Source organism: Streptomyces sp. NPDC058773, from assembly GCF_042746015.1.
In the GTDB taxonomy this organism is placed as follows: domain Bacteria; phylum Actinomycetota; class Actinomycetes; order Streptomycetales; family Streptomycetaceae; genus Streptomyces.
Genome location: NZ_JBHYPE010000010.1, coordinates 1 through 16,075 on the forward strand (window position 1 = coordinate 1; position 16,075 = coordinate 16,075).

Annotated in this window: 12 protein-coding genes; 6 read left to right on the forward strand and 6 right to left on the reverse strand. The window is 72.6% G+C overall.

Annotated features, from left to right (window positions below):
- Positions 1-571 precede the first annotated feature (571 nt).
- A complete protein-coding gene (locus ACFW5B_RS11540; RefSeq protein WP_386436902.1) occupies positions 572-3,052 on the reverse strand; it encodes a hypothetical protein in 2,481 nt (826 codons plus the stop codon).
- Positions 3,053-3,371: 319 nt separating this feature from the next.
- The gene (locus ACFW5B_RS11545) at positions 3,372-4,169 is read right to left on the reverse strand and encodes a VOC family protein (protein WP_386436906.1); all 798 of its coding nucleotides are present in this window, start codon (positions 4,167-4,169) and stop codon (positions 3,372-3,374) included.
- Between the two features lie 215 nt (positions 4,170-4,384).
- Between ACFW5B_RS11545 and ACFW5B_RS11550 the strand changes: the two genes are divergently transcribed.
- A complete protein-coding gene (locus tag ACFW5B_RS11550; RefSeq protein ID WP_386436908.1) occupies positions 4,385-4,906 on the forward strand; it encodes a hypothetical protein in 522 nt (173 codons plus the stop codon).
- A 31-nt stretch (positions 4,907-4,937) separates the two neighbouring features.
- Here the strand turns inward: ACFW5B_RS11550 and ACFW5B_RS11555 are convergent, their stop codons facing one another.
- On the reverse strand, positions 4,938-6,071 hold the full coding sequence (locus ACFW5B_RS11555) for an acyl-CoA dehydrogenase family protein (protein WP_386436911.1): 1,134 nt from the start codon (positions 6,069-6,071) through the stop codon (positions 4,938-4,940).
- 205 nt (positions 6,072-6,276) lie between these two features.
- Between ACFW5B_RS11555 and ACFW5B_RS11560 the strand changes: the two genes are divergently transcribed.
- Together ACFW5B_RS11560 and ACFW5B_RS11565 are read left to right on the forward strand one after the other, a co-directional pair.
- Complete coding sequence (locus ACFW5B_RS11560; protein ID WP_386436914.1) at positions 6,277-7,884, forward strand: AMP-binding protein; 1,608 nt, start codon at positions 6,277-6,279, stop codon at positions 7,882-7,884.
- Between the two features lie 4 nt (positions 7,885-7,888).
- The gene (locus ACFW5B_RS11565) at positions 7,889-8,731 is read left to right on the forward strand and encodes a PaaX family transcriptional regulator C-terminal domain-containing protein (RefSeq protein ID WP_386436916.1); all 843 of its coding nucleotides are present in this window, start codon (positions 7,889-7,891) and stop codon (positions 8,729-8,731) included.
- Between the two features lie 22 nt (positions 8,732-8,753).
- On the opposite strand, the gene ACFW5B_RS11570 is transcribed toward ACFW5B_RS11565, so the two are convergent.
- Positions 8,754-9,485, reverse strand: coding sequence for an HAD family hydrolase (locus tag ACFW5B_RS11570; protein WP_386436918.1), 732 nt, complete (start codon positions 9,483-9,485; stop codon positions 8,754-8,756).
- Between the two features lie 481 nt (positions 9,486-9,966).
- On the opposite strand from ACFW5B_RS11570, the gene ACFW5B_RS11575 reads away from it, so the two are divergent.
- Positions 9,967-10,599 (forward strand): TetR family transcriptional regulator, encoded by a 633-nt coding sequence (locus ACFW5B_RS11575; protein WP_386436921.1) that lies wholly within the window; start codon positions 9,967-9,969, stop codon positions 10,597-10,599.
- Between the two features lie 41 nt (positions 10,600-10,640).
- On the opposite strand, the gene ACFW5B_RS11580 is transcribed toward ACFW5B_RS11575, so the two are convergent.
- Positions 10,641-11,669, reverse strand: coding sequence for an MDR family NADP-dependent oxidoreductase (locus ACFW5B_RS11580; protein WP_386436923.1), 1,029 nt, complete (start codon positions 11,667-11,669; stop codon positions 10,641-10,643).
- A 226-nt stretch (positions 11,670-11,895) separates the two neighbouring features.
- On the opposite strand from ACFW5B_RS11580, the gene ACFW5B_RS11585 reads away from it, so the two are divergent.
- Entirely contained in the window at positions 11,896-12,492 is a 597-nt protein-coding gene (locus ACFW5B_RS11585) for a ScbR family autoregulator-binding transcription factor (protein WP_386436925.1), read from the forward strand.
- A 146-nt stretch (positions 12,493-12,638) separates the two neighbouring features.
- Positions 12,639-13,619, forward strand: a complete 981-nt coding sequence (locus tag ACFW5B_RS11590; RefSeq protein WP_386436928.1) for a ScbA/BarX family gamma-butyrolactone biosynthesis protein — start codon at positions 12,639-12,641, stop codon at positions 13,617-13,619.
- Positions 13,620-13,746: 127 nt separating this feature from the next.
- Here ACFW5B_RS11590 and ACFW5B_RS11595 read toward each other — a convergent pair whose 3' ends face one another.
- Positions 13,747-16,074 carry a bifunctional salicylyl-CoA 5-hydroxylase/oxidoreductase gene (locus ACFW5B_RS11595; RefSeq protein WP_386437285.1) on the reverse strand — a complete coding sequence of 776 codons (2,328 nt, stop codon included), beginning with the start codon at positions 16,072-16,074 and terminating at the stop codon, positions 13,747-13,749.
- Position 16,075: the final 1 nt, after the last annotated feature.

Here is a 16,075-nt window from a genome sequence, read left to right on the forward strand (position 1 = left end):
ACGCATAATCACGTCACGGTCCGAATTTCGGCACGCCGAAATTGTTCCCGGTGAGGGGCCGTGCAGTAGTGGTGTGCCGCGAAGCGGCGGGATGGTTGTCGCAGAACCCTTCCGGCTCTGTGGCAACTCGAAGAACTTACACGCTCCTGGGGGTGCAGCACGACTTGGGGGGGTGTCCGCGGTGGTTCGAGCCATCCGGGACCCGCCGGGCGACTGGGCCACCTGGTCACTGGGGCACCCGCGAGGCGGGTGTATTCCGATGGTCTGTCACGGTTCAGCACACTCGCAGTGGTAGGCCGCCTGCGAGGGGAACCGTGATGGACGCGTTGAGCATTGGTCCTGTCCTCCCGCTCGGCTGAAGGTTTCGTCGCTCTCCAGGAGGTGCGCCGAGCGCCGCCGTTGCGGCGGAGAGCATCAGCGCCTCGACGATCTCGGCGGCCGCGTCGGAAGAGGGGTGCGGCGGTGCCTCGGGGACTCGTTGGAACCTTGGGCCGGGACCGGTCTTCTGCCGGTCGTTCGGAGCTGCCTGCATACGGGGCTCTGACGGCGCACGCCACCCGTGGGATCAGCCTCAGACCGCGACCCGCGTGATCGCCCCCGCCGTTATGGCGAGTTCGGGCAAGGTGCCGGCGAAGGTCGGGAGGAGGCGGAGGAAGACGGGCCAGGCTTCGGGGGATGTGGTCAGGTGATCGTGGATGAGGGTGGTGGCGCGGGTGCGTACGGGGTGCCAGGTTTCTTCGGGGGAGCGGTTGTCGGGGTTTGCGTAGCGGTGACGGTGGAGGAGGTTGAGGGCCGAGTCGGCGGGGGCCGTGTGGTTGAGGAGGTCCTCCAGGGTGAGGGAGCCCTTCCGCAGGGCGGTGTCGGTCCAGCTTCCCCAGCGTTTGGGGGCGTGGGCCAGGGCCGCCCGCAGCAGTTCGCGGGGGCAGTCCGGGCGCGTCGTCACGAGGGTGTCCAGGAGGTCCGCGGAGAGCGGGGTGGCGCGGTGGGCTTCCAGCAGGGCTTGCCAGGGCAGGTCCATGCCTTCGGCGAGAAGGCGGTTCAGGCGGATGTCGGGGCGGTCGCCCGGCCTGATGAGATAGGCCGCCAGCCGCTCCGGCGCCGCTTCCTCGGTGAGCCGGGCCCGTAGCCGCTGCAGGCCGTCGGGGAGGTCCAGCAGTTTCTCCGTCCGGCGGCGGAGGGTGACCGGGAGGCGGTCCATGGCGAGGATCTCCCGTACGGCGTCCGGACCGCCGCGCTCCCATACCGCGATCAGCAGCTTCAGCCGCCCGGCCGGCAGATACAGCCGCAGGCGCTCCATGATCCGGCGGGCCACATTCAGATCGCCGGATTCCAGGCCGGACAGCAGCCGGTCGCGGTCCTGGTTGATGATGAGGTCGTCCAGCTCGGCGAGCAGCTCCGCGGGCACCGGGCGGGTGCCGCCGCCGCGCAGCCGGCCGGCGAGCAGCCGCGCCCGTTCGGACGGGCCGAGGTGGTGCTCGCGGAACAGCAGGGCATCCACCATGGGTTCGTCGAGATCGAGGAGGTAGGCCAGCTTCTCCTCGCAGAGGTGGCCGGCGGCCATTGCCAGCAGGGCGGGAAGGCCGTGGGCCGACGCCACCGCGTCGCGGACGGTGGGGGAAGGGTTCCCCTCCACGAGGAACTGCTGGACGGCCAGCGGGTCGAGGTGCGGGACGACGGCGATCTGCGCCTCCTCCGGGGCGCATTCGAGCATCGCGAGGAAGGCCGCCCGGGACGCCTCGGGGGTGTAGCCCGGCGGGAAGTGCGCCTTCCGCGGCCGGTACCAGCTGGTGCAGCGCCGCTTGCGGGAGCGCGGGTCGGTGACGTCCGTGACCAGGGCGGCGACGCTGTTCCGGGGGAAGCGCCGCATCCGGTCGTAGTACGTCAGCCAGTTGACGGGGTCCGCGCCGAGCGGGGCCAGCAGAGCGGCGACGGCCTTGCGGGTCGGTTCGTGGTCGTAGGGAAGCGCGCGGAGCACGGCCGCCGCGGGGGTCAGCTCGGTCAGCACCCGGTGCACGGAGAGCCGGCCCTCGCCGATGCCGTGCTGGAGGAGGTGGCTCAGCGGGAGGTCGTCCGCATCGGCCTCCGCGAGGAGCTCGAAGGGGATGTCGGCGGCCTGCCGGGCGGTCCCGTAGGCGTGGTGGCGGAAGCTCTCCCGCACCAGGTCGGCGGGGCAGCCCTCCCACTGGGTGAGGCGGTGCAGCCCCGGGCCGTAGTTGCCGGAGTATCCCGGGGCCTTGCCCAGGGGCAGCCGGTCGTGTTCCCGCCGGATCAGGTCCCAGTCGAGGCCTTCGGGCCGCTCGGCGGGGCCGTCACCGTAGCGGAGTTCCAGCAGCGCGCGGAGGTGGTCGGGGTCGGTCCACTCCCCGTCGGGCCGGTGCGCCCGCAGGAGGGCCTCCGGGTCGGCGGCGTCGAGCGCCTTCCGCAGCAGATCCGGCAGCCAGGGATGCCCGGTTGTCAGGGCCGGGACCTCCTCGGCCAGCTCCAGGAGGTGGGTGCACGGTTCGGTGCTGCCGTGGAGCGCCATGAGGTGGAGGCAGGCGTCCAGGACGACCGGCGGGGGGAGGTGCACGCCGAAGACCGCGAGGCCGACGACGTTCACCTCGTGGAACCCGCCGGTGAGGAGGGGGACGAGCGCCGGGCCGACGCGCTGGGCGGTGAGGACCGGGAACAGGCCGTCCTCGTCGTACCAGCGCGGGTCCGTGAGGTCGGCGGCCTGCAGCAGGGTCGCCATCAGGCCGGGGACGTGCCGCATCGCGCTCCGGCGGTCGTCGTCGGCGTCGCGGAACGCCGCGTACCAGAGCGCCCGGCCGACCGCGGGATCGCCGAGTTCGGCCGCCCCCAGGAGCCATTCCGCCGGCTCGATGTCCAGCGCGGCCCGCATCTGCGCTGCGTCTCCGCCCAGCAGCTCGTCGACCATCCCCTTCGGGAGCCCGAACCGGTCGGCGAGCAGGGCCAGCAGCTCCGGGCGCAGCCGTTCGGCGAGCTGATCGGCGGTCGCCGGGTCGGCGTGGCGCAGCGCGAGGCGGAGGGCCAGGCGGGTGGTGTGGTTCACGGGTGGCGGTTCCCCTTCGCGAGCTGTGGCCGGGCCGGTGGGCGGTGGCCGATGGGCATCGGCCGATGGGCGTTACGCGTACACCGGCCGTACGCGAAGGATCGTCACATGAGCCACTGACAACGGCTGGTGCTCGGCGTTGGGGATGCGCCGGGGAAGCACCGGGATGCGCTGGGGATACCAAGGTCCCGGCTGTCGGTTCCCGTTGCACCGAAGCTGGACTCAGGAACCTGGCACGGCAATGCCCAGGAGCCTTGCATGGCAATGATTCTGACTTCGCGTCATTCCTTCCCCCTCGGTCCCCCGTTGCCGTCGGCGCTCAGCCCGGCACCTCAGGAGTCAGCACCACGAACTCAGCCCCCGAAGGGTCGTTGCAGACGGCGAGGCGGCCGACGCCCTCGGCGGTTTCCGGGCCCATCGACAGGGTGCCGCCGTTGCCCGTCGTCAGGCCGACCGTGGCGTCGCAGTCCTTGGAGCCGAACACCGGGTGCCAGTACGGCTTCCCGCCCGGGCCGAGCAGGTCCGCCGGGACGCCCATGAGGCCGCCGTGCATCCGTTCCTCGCCGCAGCCCGCGGGGGTGAGCAGGGTGTAGGTGCCACCGCCGCCGGGGAGCGGCATGTCCTGGGTGCTCCAGCCGAAGACGGAGGTGTAGAAGGTCTGCGCGGCGGCCGGATCGGTGGTGTAGAGCTCGGTCCAGACCAGGGTGCCCGGTCCGTCCGCGTCCTCGATGCCCGGGTACGCGGCCGGTTCCCAGACGGCGAACTCCGCTCCCTGCGGGTCCGTGAGCTGGGCGAACCGTCCTTCGTCCGCGCCGACCGCGACCGGTGCCACGCGGACCGCGCCGCCCGCCCGCTCCACCTCCCGGGCCGTGGCATCCGCGTCGGAGGTGTGGAAGTAGACCGTCCAGGCGGAGCGCGCGCCCTCCTCGGTGAGCGGGCCGACCGCGCCGACGACCTTGCCGTCCAGCCGGAAGAGCGTGTATCCGCCCGCTTCGTCGCCGTGCGGTTCGGCCTGCCAGCCGAACACGGCCCGGTAGAAGGCCGCTGCGGCCTCGACGTCCGGGGCACCGAGATCGAGCCAGGACGGGGAGCCGGGAACGAAGTCAGTAGTGATCATGGCGCTTCCCTTCGCGGATCCTCTCTGCTTCAGCCTGACATCCGCCACTGCCACTCGCCCGTCGGCCGGAATTCGGCGTCCGTGCCCGTGCTTGCTAGCCTGACGCGCGCTCGTCAAGCACGCTCGGCGGGCGCATCATCAATCGCACGCGCGTATGAGTACGCGTGGAGAACGGGCGTCCTCAGGGACGGCCGTCACACGGGGGAGAAATAACTATGCAGTTTCGTCATGTCCGCGCCGTCGCCGCCTGCGCACTGGTGGTGGTCGCGCTGACCGGTGCCCGGCATTCGCACGGCGGGGGCTGCGGCAACAACCACAGCTCGGGAAGCAGCTCCAGCGGCGGCTACAGCAGCAGCGACGGCGGCTACAGCAGCTCCGGGAGCACCACCAGCAGCGGCACCACCACGGGCGGTTCGCCGACCGACGGGTCCACCACCCCGCCCGAGTCGGACATCCGGATCACCGACTGCCAGGTGGACAGTGCGGCCGGGACGCTGAGCGCCAAGCTGAGCGTGACCAACGGCAACACCGGGAGCGCGGCGACCTACAACGGCATCGTGCAGTTCACCGACGAGACCGGCGCCCGCTTCGGCTCGGCGGAGATCGACGTCAACAGGGTGCCCGCCGGCCAGACCCAGGCCGCAACGGTCTCCGGCACCTTCATCACGGGCCCGGGCGGCCAGGGGCCGAAGTCGGGCAAGTGCAAGCTGGGCCAGGTCTGGAAGCTGAACCACTGAGGTCCACAACGGGCGGTCCCGGTCGCGGAGTTCAGGTCCGCGACCGGTACAGCTCCTTGGCGATGAGTGAGCGCTGCACCTCGGTCGCGCCCTCGTAGATGCGTGGCGCGCGGACCTCGCGGTAGAGGTGCTCCAGCAGATGGCCACGGCGCAGTGCGCGGGCGCCGTGGATCTGCACCGCCGCGTCGACGACGTACTGGGCGGTCTCGGTCGCCAGCAGCTTGGCCATGGCCGAGCGGCGGGCGACGTCCGGGGCCCCTGAGTCGTACGCCGAGGCCGCCGCGTAGACCAGGAGGCGGGCCGCCTCGACCCGGGTGGCCATCTCGGCGAGCTGGTGGCCGACGGACTGGAGGTCCTTGAGGGGCCCGCCGAACGCGGTGCGGTCGCCCGCATGCGCCAGCGCCGCGTCCAGCGCGGCCTGCGCCATGCCGACCGCGAAGGCGCCGACGCTCGGCCGGAAGAGGTTCAGCGTGGCCATCGCGACGGCGAATCCACCGTCCACCTCACCCAGCACATCCGCCCTGGTCACCGGCGTGCCGTCGAACTCCAGGGTGCCGATCGGGTGCGGGCTGAGCAGGTCGAGATGCGCACCGGTCAGGCCGGGACGGTCGGCCGGAACGAGGAAGGCGGTGACACCGCGCGCGCCCGCCGCGCCGCCGGTCCGGGCGAAGACGGTGGCGAAGTCGGCCTCGGGCGCGTTGGAGATCCAGCACTTCTCGCCGGTGAGCCGCCAGCCGTCCGGGCCGTCCGGTTCGGCGGCCAGGGACAGCGCGGCGGCGTCCGAGCCGGCGCCCGGCTCGCTCAGCGCGAAGGCCGCGACCGCGCGGCCCGCGGACACCTCCGGCAGCCAGCGGGCCCGCTGTTCCGCGGTGCCCGCCTGCACCACCGGGTAGGTCCCCAGGCCCTGCAGCGCCAGCGCGGTCTCCGCCGCCGTGCACTCCTGGGCGAGGGATTCCCGCAGCAGACACAGGTCCAGTGCGCGCAGCGGGCGGTGGGCGGGGAACAGACGGCGCAGCAGGCCCAGTTCGCCGAGGGCGGCGACCAACGGGCGGTTGACCCGGCCCTCCGCGCCCTTCTCCGCCAGCGGGCTCAGCCGTTCGGCGGTCAGCGCGCGCAGTTCGGCGCACCATTGCTGCTCATCCGGTCCCAGCGCGAATACGGTCACGAGGCGGCTCCCTGGTAGCGGTCCTCTATCGCGGTCTGTTGACTGCCGTCACGAACACGTTACGCTGACGAAGGATCCGAACGGCAGTACCGCACGCGGAACGCGCAGCCAACCGAGCACTCCCCGACCGGTTTCCGCACCGGCCTCCACCGTCCCCGATTCCTCTCCCGGCCGCCCGTCGGCCACCGCCCTAGGGGGCACCGACATGGAGCTACGGTCCTCGGCCCACACCGACACCTTCGCGCGCGACCGGCTGCCGCCCCCCGACCAGTGGCCGCTCCTCACCGATCTGGGCTATCCCGACCGGTTGAACTGCGGCGCCGAGCTGCTGGACGGCACCATCGCGCGGCTCGGCGCCGACCGGCCCGCGGTCCGCGACGCGAGCGGACCGGTCTGGACGTACGGTCAGCTGCGCGCGCAGGTCGACGCGATCGCGCATGCGCTCACCGGCCGGCTGGGGGTGCTGCCGGGCAACCGCGTGCTGCTGCGCGGCCCCACCACGCCCTGGCTGGCCGCCTGCTGGCTCGCCGTGATGAAGGCGGGGGCGGTCGCGGTGACGGTCCTGGCCGCCCAGCGCCCCGAGGAGCTCGCCACGATCTGCCGGGTCGCGGAGGTGCGCCATGCGCTGTGCGCGGTGCGGGCGGTCGACGATCTCGCCAAGGCGGAGGTACCGGACCTGCGGATCACCACGTTCGGCGGGGACGGTCCGGGCGATCTGCGGCAGCTCGCCCGGCCGGACGGGGTGCCGTACCCGGCCGTGGCCACCGCCGCCGACGATGTCGCGCTGATCGCCTTCACCTCGGGCACGACCGGGCGCCCCAAGGGCTGTATGCACTTCCACCGCGATGTGCTCGCCATCGCGGACACCTTCTCGGCGCAGGTGCTGCGCCCGGAGCCGGACGATGTGTTCGCCGGCAGTCCCCCGCTCGGTTTCACCTTCGGGCTCGGCGGACTGGTCATCTTCCCGCTGCGGGCGGGCGCCTCGGCCTTCCTCGCCGACTGGGGCGGGCCGGAGCAGCTGCTCGGCGACATCGCGGCGCACCGGATCTCGGTCCTGTTCACCGCGCCGACCGCCTATCGCGCGATGCTGCCCAAGCTCGCCGGGCACGACGTCTCCGCGCTCCGCCGGTGCGTGTCGGCCGGGGAGAATCTGCCCGCCGCGACCTGGCAGGCCTGGTACGAGGCGACCGGCCTGCGGATCATCAACGGCATCGGCGCCACCGAGCTGCTGCACATCTTCATCGCGGCGGCCGACGACGCGATCCGGCCCGGGACGACGGGGCTGCCGGTCCCCGGCTTCCAGGCGCGGGTGGTGGACCCCGACGGCGGTCCGCTGCCGGACGGCGCACCGGGGCTGCTGGCGGTGCGCGGGCCGACCGGCTGCCGCTATCTCGCGGACGCCCGGCAGACGGAGTACGTCCGCGACGGCTGGAACATCACCGGCGACACCTATGTCCGCGAGCCCGACGGCTACTTCCGCCATGTGGCCCGCGCGGACGACATGATCATCTCGGCCGGCTACAACATCGCGGGTCCCGAGGTGGAGGATGCGCTGCTGCGGCACCCCGATGTGACCGAGGCGGCGGTGGTCGGACGGCCCGACGAGGACCGCGGGCAGGTGGTCGTCGCCCATGTCGTGCTGCGGTCCGGGGTTCCGCGGGGCGATGCCACCGTCGCCTCGCTGCGCGCCTTCACCAAGAGCCGTATCGCGCCGTACAAATGCCCGCGCGAGATCGTCTTCCACACCGCACTGCCGCGCACCCCGACCGGCAAGCTCCAGCGCTTCCGGCTGCGGGAACCCGATCTAGAGTGACCCGGTGAACGACCAGCAAACGCAGCGCACCCCACGGTCCCTGATCGTCACGTTCTACGGCGCCTACGGGCGCGGCGGACCGGAGGACCCGGGCGGCCCGGTGCCGGTGGCCGCCCTGATCCGGCTGCTCGGTGCGCTCGGGGTCGATCCGCCGTCCGTGCGCTCGGCGGTCTCCCGGCTCAAGCGGCGCGGGCTGCTGGCCCCGGCCCGGACGGCCGCCGGCGCGGCCGCGTACGGACTGTCCGAGGCGGCCCGCCAGCTGCTGGAGGACGGCGACCGCCGGATCTTCGGCCGGCCGGCCGCGCGGCTGTCCGACGGCTGGGTGCTGGCCGTCTTCTCCGTCCCCGAGGAGGAGCGGCACAAGCGGCACCTGCTGCGCTCCCGGCTGGCCCGGCTCGGTTTCGGCACCGCCGCACCCGGGGTGTGGATCGCCCCCGCGCAGCTCTACGAGGAGACCCGGCACACCCTGGAGCGGCTGCAACTGGACCCGTACGTCGATCTGTTCACCGGTGCGCACGCCGGCTTCGCCCCCACGAAGGACGCGGTCGCGCGCTGGTGGGACCTGGACGCCGTGGCCGCGCAGCACCGCGCCTTCCTCGAGGAGCAGGAGCCGGTGCTCCAGCGGTGGTCGCGGCGCCGCTCGGTACCCCCCGAAGCGGCCTACCGCGACTATCTGCTGGCGCTGGACGCCTGGCGCCGGCTGCCCTACGCGGATCCCGGACTGCCCTCTCCCCTCCTGCCGGAGGACTGGCCGGGCGGCCGCGCGGCGGAGGTGTTCGGCCGGCTGCACACCAAACTCCGGGCCGCCGGGGCCCGTTACGCGCACGAGACGGTGACCGGCGTGTAGCGGTGGCCCCCGCCCACCGGCCTCAGCGACGGCGCGGCTGGGCTCCCACCCCGACGCCCGAACGCGGCCGGGCGGCGGCGATCACGGAGACCACGTCCTTGAAGGAGCCGCACATACGGGTGCCGGCGACCCCGGCGAGTTCACCGAACGTGCCGACGCCGTAGGTCACCGCGACCGGTTCCATGCGGGCGGTGACGGCCATCCTCATATCCCCCACGGTGTCCCCCACATACGCGCTCTGCCAGGCCGCGACACCGATCCGGCCGGCTGCCCGCAGCACCATCTCCGGGTGCGGTTTGCCGCGCCGGACCATGTCCTGGCCGACGACCGGCCCGACCAGGTCGCGGATGCCCATGACATCGAGCAGCGCCTCCGCACTGCGGGTCGTCTTGGAGGTGGCGACGGCCAGCTCCACCCCGTGGGCGCGCAGCGCGGACAGCCCGGCGGTCACGCCCGGGAAGAGCAGCTGCGGCCCCAGGCACAGCACTTCGTAGGCGAACAGCTCGCGGTAGCGGGAGATCGCGGCCTGCACCCGGCCGTCGTCCTCGGGCCGGCCCAGCAGGCGGCCGAAGGCGGGCCCGGGAGGCTTGCCGATGGCGGCGGCCGCCTGCCGGGCGGTCACCGAACAGCCCTGCTCCGCGGCCACCTTGACCAGCAGTTTACTGATCGCCGGGAGGGTGTTGGCGAGAGTGCCGTCCAGGTCGAAGACGGCGGCCCTGATCGTCTCGCCGCCGGCGCCCCGCACACCTCGCACACCTCTCACGGGACGTTCGGCGACTTCCGTTGCTACGCGCATGGATGGAGACCTTTCCGGATTCCGATGGGGGTGCGGGGTTCGGGGACATTGCCGGCCCGGCAGCTGGGGCGGCCTGCGGTCGACGACTGGTCAGGGCTGCGGCGGTCTCGCCATGGCGCACCTCCGTCCGGGCGGTACGCAACCGTCGAGGCGGCGCAACGGGAACGTCCCGTTGCCGCCTCCCGAGATTTAAAAACCGCCTGCGCTGTTTGTCAATGCATGCCTATCGCCCCTGACGGGTCGACAACACCCCTTTGCGCAGCCAGACTGGGGACAGAACCCCGTGAGGCGCGAAGCGCCGGTACGCGCGCCCGGGCGCCGCGTTCGTGCCACTGCCCGCGAGTTCCAGCCAATACCGGGGAGCATATCGAACCGCATGGTTGGTTTTCTATGTAGACTGCAATGAGCTCGCAGCCGTACTAGAGACGGGACGGACACCGTGCCCACCCAACATCGCGCCATTCAGAGCCGCCAGGCACTCATCCGCTCGGCCGCAGAGACCTTCCTGGAGAAGGGGGTTCCCGCAGCGGGCATGGTCGAGATCAGCCGGCGGGCCCGGCTGAGCAAGGGGGCCCTCTACTTCCACTTCACCTCCAAGGACGACCTCACGCTCGCGGTGCGGGACGCCGCGCTGGAGGCCCTCCAGGAGCTTGAGGACGCCTTCACCCGCTCCCCGGAGCCGCTGGCCGCCGCCGTACGGGACTTCACCGTCGCACTGTTCGGCCGCGTGCAGTCGGACGCCGTGCTGCGCGCCGGACTGCGGCTGCGGCCGGAGACCGCGCCGGGGCTCGGCATCTACGCCCTGGAGCAGCGCTGGTACGCGCTGTTCCTCGACAAGGCGGTGACCTGCGGTACCGGCGGACCGTCCGGTGCGCACACGTCGGACGCCGAACCGCGGCGCACGGCACAGCTGTTGACCTCCATCGTGGTGGGGCTGCTGCATCTGGGCAGCGAGGACGGGACGTGGTGGGAGGAGGAGGCCGTCGTCGACCTGTGGGCGCTGCTGCCGTCCGCGCCGGGGCGGATTCCGGCGGCGATGCAGGCGACGGCGCAGCTCCCGGCGGCCGGCTGACCGCGGCACCCCGGGCCCGCCCCGGTTCTCGTACCCCGACCTCACAACTCGACCAGCACGGCCCCGATATGACGCCCCTGCGTAAGCTCGCACAGCGCCCGTGGCGCCTGCTCGATCCCCTTCAAAAGGGCGTGCGGGAAGACCAGCGTGCCCTCCCGCAGGCCCTGGCCGAACTCCTCGGTCCACTCCTGCGGCAGGTCCGGGTGGGCGTGCAGCCCGAAGCCGCGCAGTGCCACCCGCCGCATGATGATCAGTCCCGGGTCCAGTTCCACGGGGACGATGGCGCCGTCCTCGCCGCCCAACTGACCGGAGAGCGCGCCGACCAGTGCGAACCGCGCGTCGGGGCGGGCCACCGCGAGCGCCGCCGTGAGCTGTTCGCCGCCCACGGTGTCCAGCAGGACGTCGATACCGTCCGGCGCCGCCCGTCGCAGCTGCCGCTCGATCGGCCCGGCGCCGCGCACGATCGTGTCGTCGTAGCCCAACTCGGCGCGCAGCCGCGCGGCCTTGCGCTCCGAGCCGGTGCTGCCGACGACCCGTCCGGCGCCCAGCCGCCGTGCGAGCTGTCCGGCGAGGCTGCCCACGCTGCCCGCCGCGCCGCTGATGAACACGGTGTCGCCCGGCCTGACCTCGGCGGCCCGGCGCAGGGCGCCCCAGGCGGTCGCCCCCTGCGACAGATGGGCGGCCGGCGTCGGCAGCGCATCCGGGTCGAGGCGCCGCACCCACGAGGCATCGACCGCCGCGAACTCCCGCCAGCCGCAGGGGTGATGGACCAGTTCGCCGGGCGTGAAGCCGCCGCCGGGTGCCGCCACCACCTCGCCGACCGCCGCTCCCCACAGCGCCTCGCCCGGTACGAATGAGGCCATCGGCAGCCGGATTCCGGTCATCTGCGACCGCATCACCGCGGTCACCGCCATCACATGGTTGCGCACCAGGACCTGGTCCGCCCGCGGCTGCGGCACCGGTACCTCGGCAATGATGAAATGGCGGGTGGCCAGGTCACCTTGGACCCGGGACGCCAGCCGGACCTCCCGGTGGACGGCGGGTATGGCGGGGACGACGGTGGGGGACATCGGACAGCTCCTCGCACTGGCAGGACTCGACGGCGCGCACCGGAGGGTTACGCCGGTTGGTGCCCGCCGGGCCCCGCCCCGGGACCGGGCGCAAATTCAATACCGCATGGTTGGCTTCTTTATGATGCGGAAATAGACTGCGCGGCCACGGCAGCGGGTCGCACTCAGGCACAACAACTCCAAGAGAGCATACGGAGGATGATCGGTGGTCAAGCAGGAACGCGCAGTGCGCACCCGACGCGCCGTCCTCGAAGCAGCGGCTCATGTCATCGGCACCCGCGGGTACCAGGCCGCCACGATGGCCGAGATCATCCAGCGCGCCGGGGTCACCAAAGGAGCGGTGTACTTCCACTTCACGTCCAAGGACGCGCTGGCCCGTGCGGTCATAACGGAGCAGACCGATCCGTTTCTGCCCAAGGTCAGTGAGTCCCGGCTCCAGGACGCCATCGACTTCACCCACCAGGTGGCGCTGGCCCTGCGCAGCGACCCGTTGTTGCAGGCCGGGACGCGTATCGCGGTGGAGACGACCTTCAGCGAGGACCCGCTCGTGCCGTACCAGGCCTGGACCGACATCATCACGACGATGTTCACCGAGGCCCGGGACAAAGGGGAATTGCTGCCCGGGGTGGCACCGGACCGGGCGGCCGAGTTCTTCGTCGCCGCCTATATGGGAGTGCAGTTGTTCTCCCGCGCCGCGACCAACCGCGCCGATCTTCCGGAGCGGGTCACGGCGCTGTGGAAGCACACGCTTCCGGGCCTCGCGTCACCCGGCGCGCTGAGCCATCTGGACCCGCACGGCCGCTGCGTGCAGATCCCGGTCTGACGCCACACGCCCTCGCCCTGACGGGCTGCCGGCCCTCACTGACCCTGGAAAACAAACCACATGGTCCGTATCTTAGTGTTGGCAGAGCCGTCACCAAGCCTCAGCCGTCGGGGGACTGAGAGCCGCACCTCAGAAAGGATCCACCTATGGCCGCCGGCGCCACGCTCACGCCGTACTCACGCGATCAGCACCACGACCTCGAAGGCCGGTCCGCCGACGGAAACCGACCGTCGGAGCTCACCACGACCGTGCCGCGTGAGTACGTCCACCGCGCCGCGGTGTCGGAGGTGTTCCTGACCAACTGGCGGCGGGGCGCGGCCGACGGCTGGGTGGTCAGCGCCCAGTGGCCGCGCGCCCACACGTTCTACGGCCCGCTCCACGGGATGCACGACCCGATCCTGCTCATAGAGACGGTGCGGCAGGCCGGGATATTACTCAGCCATGTCGTGCACCGGGTGCCGCTCGACCACCCGATCATCTGGCAACGGGTCCGCTACGACCTCGCGCCGCAGGCGCTGCGCACCGCCCAGCAGCCCGCCGAGGTCGAACTGCACATCACCGACCACGACATGGTGTTCCGAGGCAAGCGCCTGGTCAGCGCCCTCCAGGAGTTCCGGATCGTGTGCGACGGCGCCGATCTGGCCTCCGCGACGCTCGACTACTCCTGTCACAGCCCGGCGGTCTACCGCCGGCTGCGCGGCGAGTACAGCGATCTGGCACTCGCCAACTCCCGTGCGCTGCCGCTGCCCGGGGCCGTGAGCCCGCGGCTGGTCGCCCGGGAGCACGACCGCGATGTGGTGCTCTCCCCCACCGGCCGCCCCGACCGCTGGCAATTACGGGTGGACACCTCGCACCCGGTCCTCTTCGACCACCCCGTGGACCACGCGCCCGGCATGCTGATGGTCGAGGCCGCCCGGCAGGCCGCACAGGCCGCCACCCCCGGCGTCACCCTCCCGGTCTCGATGGACTGCTCCTTCTCCCGCTACGCCGAACTCGACGCGCCGTCCTGGGTCGAGGCGCGGACCACCGGCCGCGACGACGGCGACCGCCGGCAGGTCGAGGTCACCGTCGAACAGCACGGCCAGCCGGTCATCGCGGCGCAGATCACCAGCGTGCCGACCCCCTGACCGGCCCCTGACCGCCCTCCGCACCGGCCCGCCGGTCCCCTGACCGCCCTCTCCGCCGACCGTCCCGCCGCCGGTCCCCCACCGGACCGGCCCCGATAACGGCCCCGCCCCGCTGCCTGCCTCCCCGTCATCGCAGCGTGAGGCGGGGCTTCGGCGCGTCGGTGCGGCCGGTGGGCGGAGTGCGGCTCCCCGCCTGGTAGGGCAGCGGCCAGGGCGCGCCGGGGCCGGTGTACCCCTGCTCCGCGGCGGCGTGCAGCGTCCAGTGCGGGTCGTAGAGGTGCGGCCGGGCCAGCGCGCACAGGTCCGCGCGCCCGGCCAGCACCAGGGAGTTGACGTCGTCCCAGGAGGAGATGGCGCCGACCGCGATGACCGGCACGCCGAGGGTGTTGCGGATGCGGTCGGCGAACGGGGTCTGGTAGGAGCGGCCGAAGTCGGGGCGTTCGTCGGGCACGACCTGGCCGGTGGACACATCGATGGCGTCGGCGCCGTGCTCGGTGAAGGCCCGCGCCATCGCCACCGCGTCCGCCGCGGTGGTGCCGCCGTCCGCCCAGTCGGTCGCGGAGATCCGGACCGTCATCGGGCGCCCGGCCGGCCAGACCGCGCGGACCGCGTCGAAGACCTCCAGCGGGAAGCGCAGCCGGCCGGTGAGGTCGCCGCCGTAGCTGTCGGTGCGGTGGTTGGTGAGCGGGGAGAGGAAGCCGGAGAGCAGATAGCCGTGGGCGCAGTGGAGTTCGAGCAGATCGAAGCCGGCGCGGGCGGCGGACACCGCGGCGCGGACGAACTGGTCGCGGATGAGGGCGAGTTCCGGTCCGGCCAGGGCGTGCGGGGTCTGGTTGACGCCGGGGCGGTAGGGCAGTGCGGAGGGCGCGACGAGGGGCCAGTTGCCGTGCGGAAGCGGCTGGTCGATGCCGTCCCACATCAGCCGGGTCGAGCCCTTGCGGCCGGAGTGGCCGAGCTGGACGCCGATGGCGGTGCCGGGGGCGGAGGTGTGCACGAAGTCGGTGACCCGGCGCCAGGCCGTCTCGTGCTCCGGCGCGTACAGCCCCGTACAGCCGGGGGTGATCCGCCCCTCCGGGCTGACACACACCATCTCCGTCATCACCAGTCCGGCGCCGCCCATCGCGCGGGCGCCGAGGTGGACGAGATGGAAGTCGCCGGGGGTGCCGTTGCCGTCCGCGGCGGAGTACATGTCCATCGGGGAGACCACGACGCGGTTGCGCAGCGTGAGTTCACCCAGCCGGAACGGCAGGAACATGGGGGGTGTGCCGGGTGGCGTGCCCGCCTCGTCCTCGACCGCCGTGACGAAGCCGGGGTCGCGCAGCCGCAGGTTGTCATGGGTGACGCGGCGGCTGCGGGTGAGGAGGTTGAAGGCGAACTGGTGCGGCGGCTGGTCCAGGTAGGTGGCCAGCTCCTCGAACCAGGCGAGGCTGGCGCGGGCGGCGCGCTGGGTGGACGCGACGACGGGGCGGCGCTCCTCCTCGTACGCGGCCAGCGCGCGGGCCGTGTCGGGCTGCTCCTGGAGACAGGCCGCCAGCGCCAGGGCGTCCTCGACGGCGAGCTTGGTGCCGGAGCCGATGGAGAAGTGCGCGGTGTGCGCCGCGTCGCCGAGCAGCACCGTGTTGCCATGCGACCAGCGGTCGTTGACGACGGTGCGGAAGGCGATCCAGCTGGAGTTGTTGCCGCGCAGCGACCGGCCGCGCAGGGCATCGGTGAAGACCTTGGCGCACCATTCGGCCGACTCGCGCTCGTCGCAGCGGTCGAGTCCGGCCGCCCGCCAGACCTCCTCGCGCATCTCGACGATGACGGTGCTGGCGCCGGCCGGGCCTTCTGACCCGGCGGCCGGTGCCGCGGGGCGGTCACCGGGCTCCGGGCGGGCGAAGGGGTAGGCGTGGAGCTGTACGACGCCGTGTTCGGTCTCCGCGATCTCGAAGCGGAAGGCGTCGAAGGCGAAGTCGGCGGCGAGCCAGATGTAGCGGCAGCGGTGGGTGGTCAGCCGCGGGCGGAAGGCGTCGGCGTACGCGGTGCGGGTCGTGCTGTGCACCCCGTCGGCGGCGATCACCAGGTCGTACGAGCGCGCCAATTCGGCGGCGGGCGGGGCCTCGGTGCAAAAGCGCAGCTCGATGCCGAGGTCGCGGCAGCGCCGGTGGAGCACGGCCAGCAGCCGGCGCCGGCCGAGCGCCGCGAAGCCGTGCCCGCCGGAGGTCAGGGTGCGGCCCCGGTGGACGATGTCGATGTCGTCCCAGCGGACGAACTCCGCCTGGAGGGCGCGGTAGACCTCCGGATCGGCGTGCTCGATGCCGCCGAGGGTCTCGTCGGAGAGCACCACGCCGAAGCCGAAGGTGTCCTGGGGCGCGTTGCGCTCCCATACGGTGATCTCGCGGGCGGGGTCGAGGCGCTTGAGCAGGGCCGCGGCGTACAGCCCGCCCGGCCCGCCGCCGATGACGGCGACCCGCATG

Bases quoted from the DNA above. Each gene is read 5' to 3' on its own strand.
- ACFW5B_RS11545 (WP_386436906.1), bottom strand. From the start codon at position 4,169: ATGATCACTACTGACTTCGTTCCCGGCTCCCCGTCCTGGCTCGATCTC.
- ACFW5B_RS11550 (WP_386436908.1), top strand. From the start codon at position 4,385: ATGCAGTTTCGTCATGTCCGCGCCGTCGCCGCCTGCGCACTGGTGGTG.
- ACFW5B_RS11560 (WP_386436914.1), top strand. From the start codon at position 6,277: ATGGAGCTACGGTCCTCGGCCCACACCGACACCTTCGCGCGCGACCGG.
- ACFW5B_RS11580 (WP_386436923.1), bottom strand. From the start codon at position 11,669: ATGTCCCCCACCGTCGTCCCCGCCATACCCGCCGTCCACCGGGAGGTC.
- ACFW5B_RS11590 (WP_386436928.1), top strand. From the start codon at position 12,639: ATGGCCGCCGGCGCCACGCTCACGCCGTACTCACGCGATCAGCACCAC.
- ACFW5B_RS11595 (WP_386437285.1), bottom strand. From the start codon at position 16,074: ATGCGGGTCGCCGTCATCGGCGGCGGGCCGGGCGGGCTGTACGCCGCG.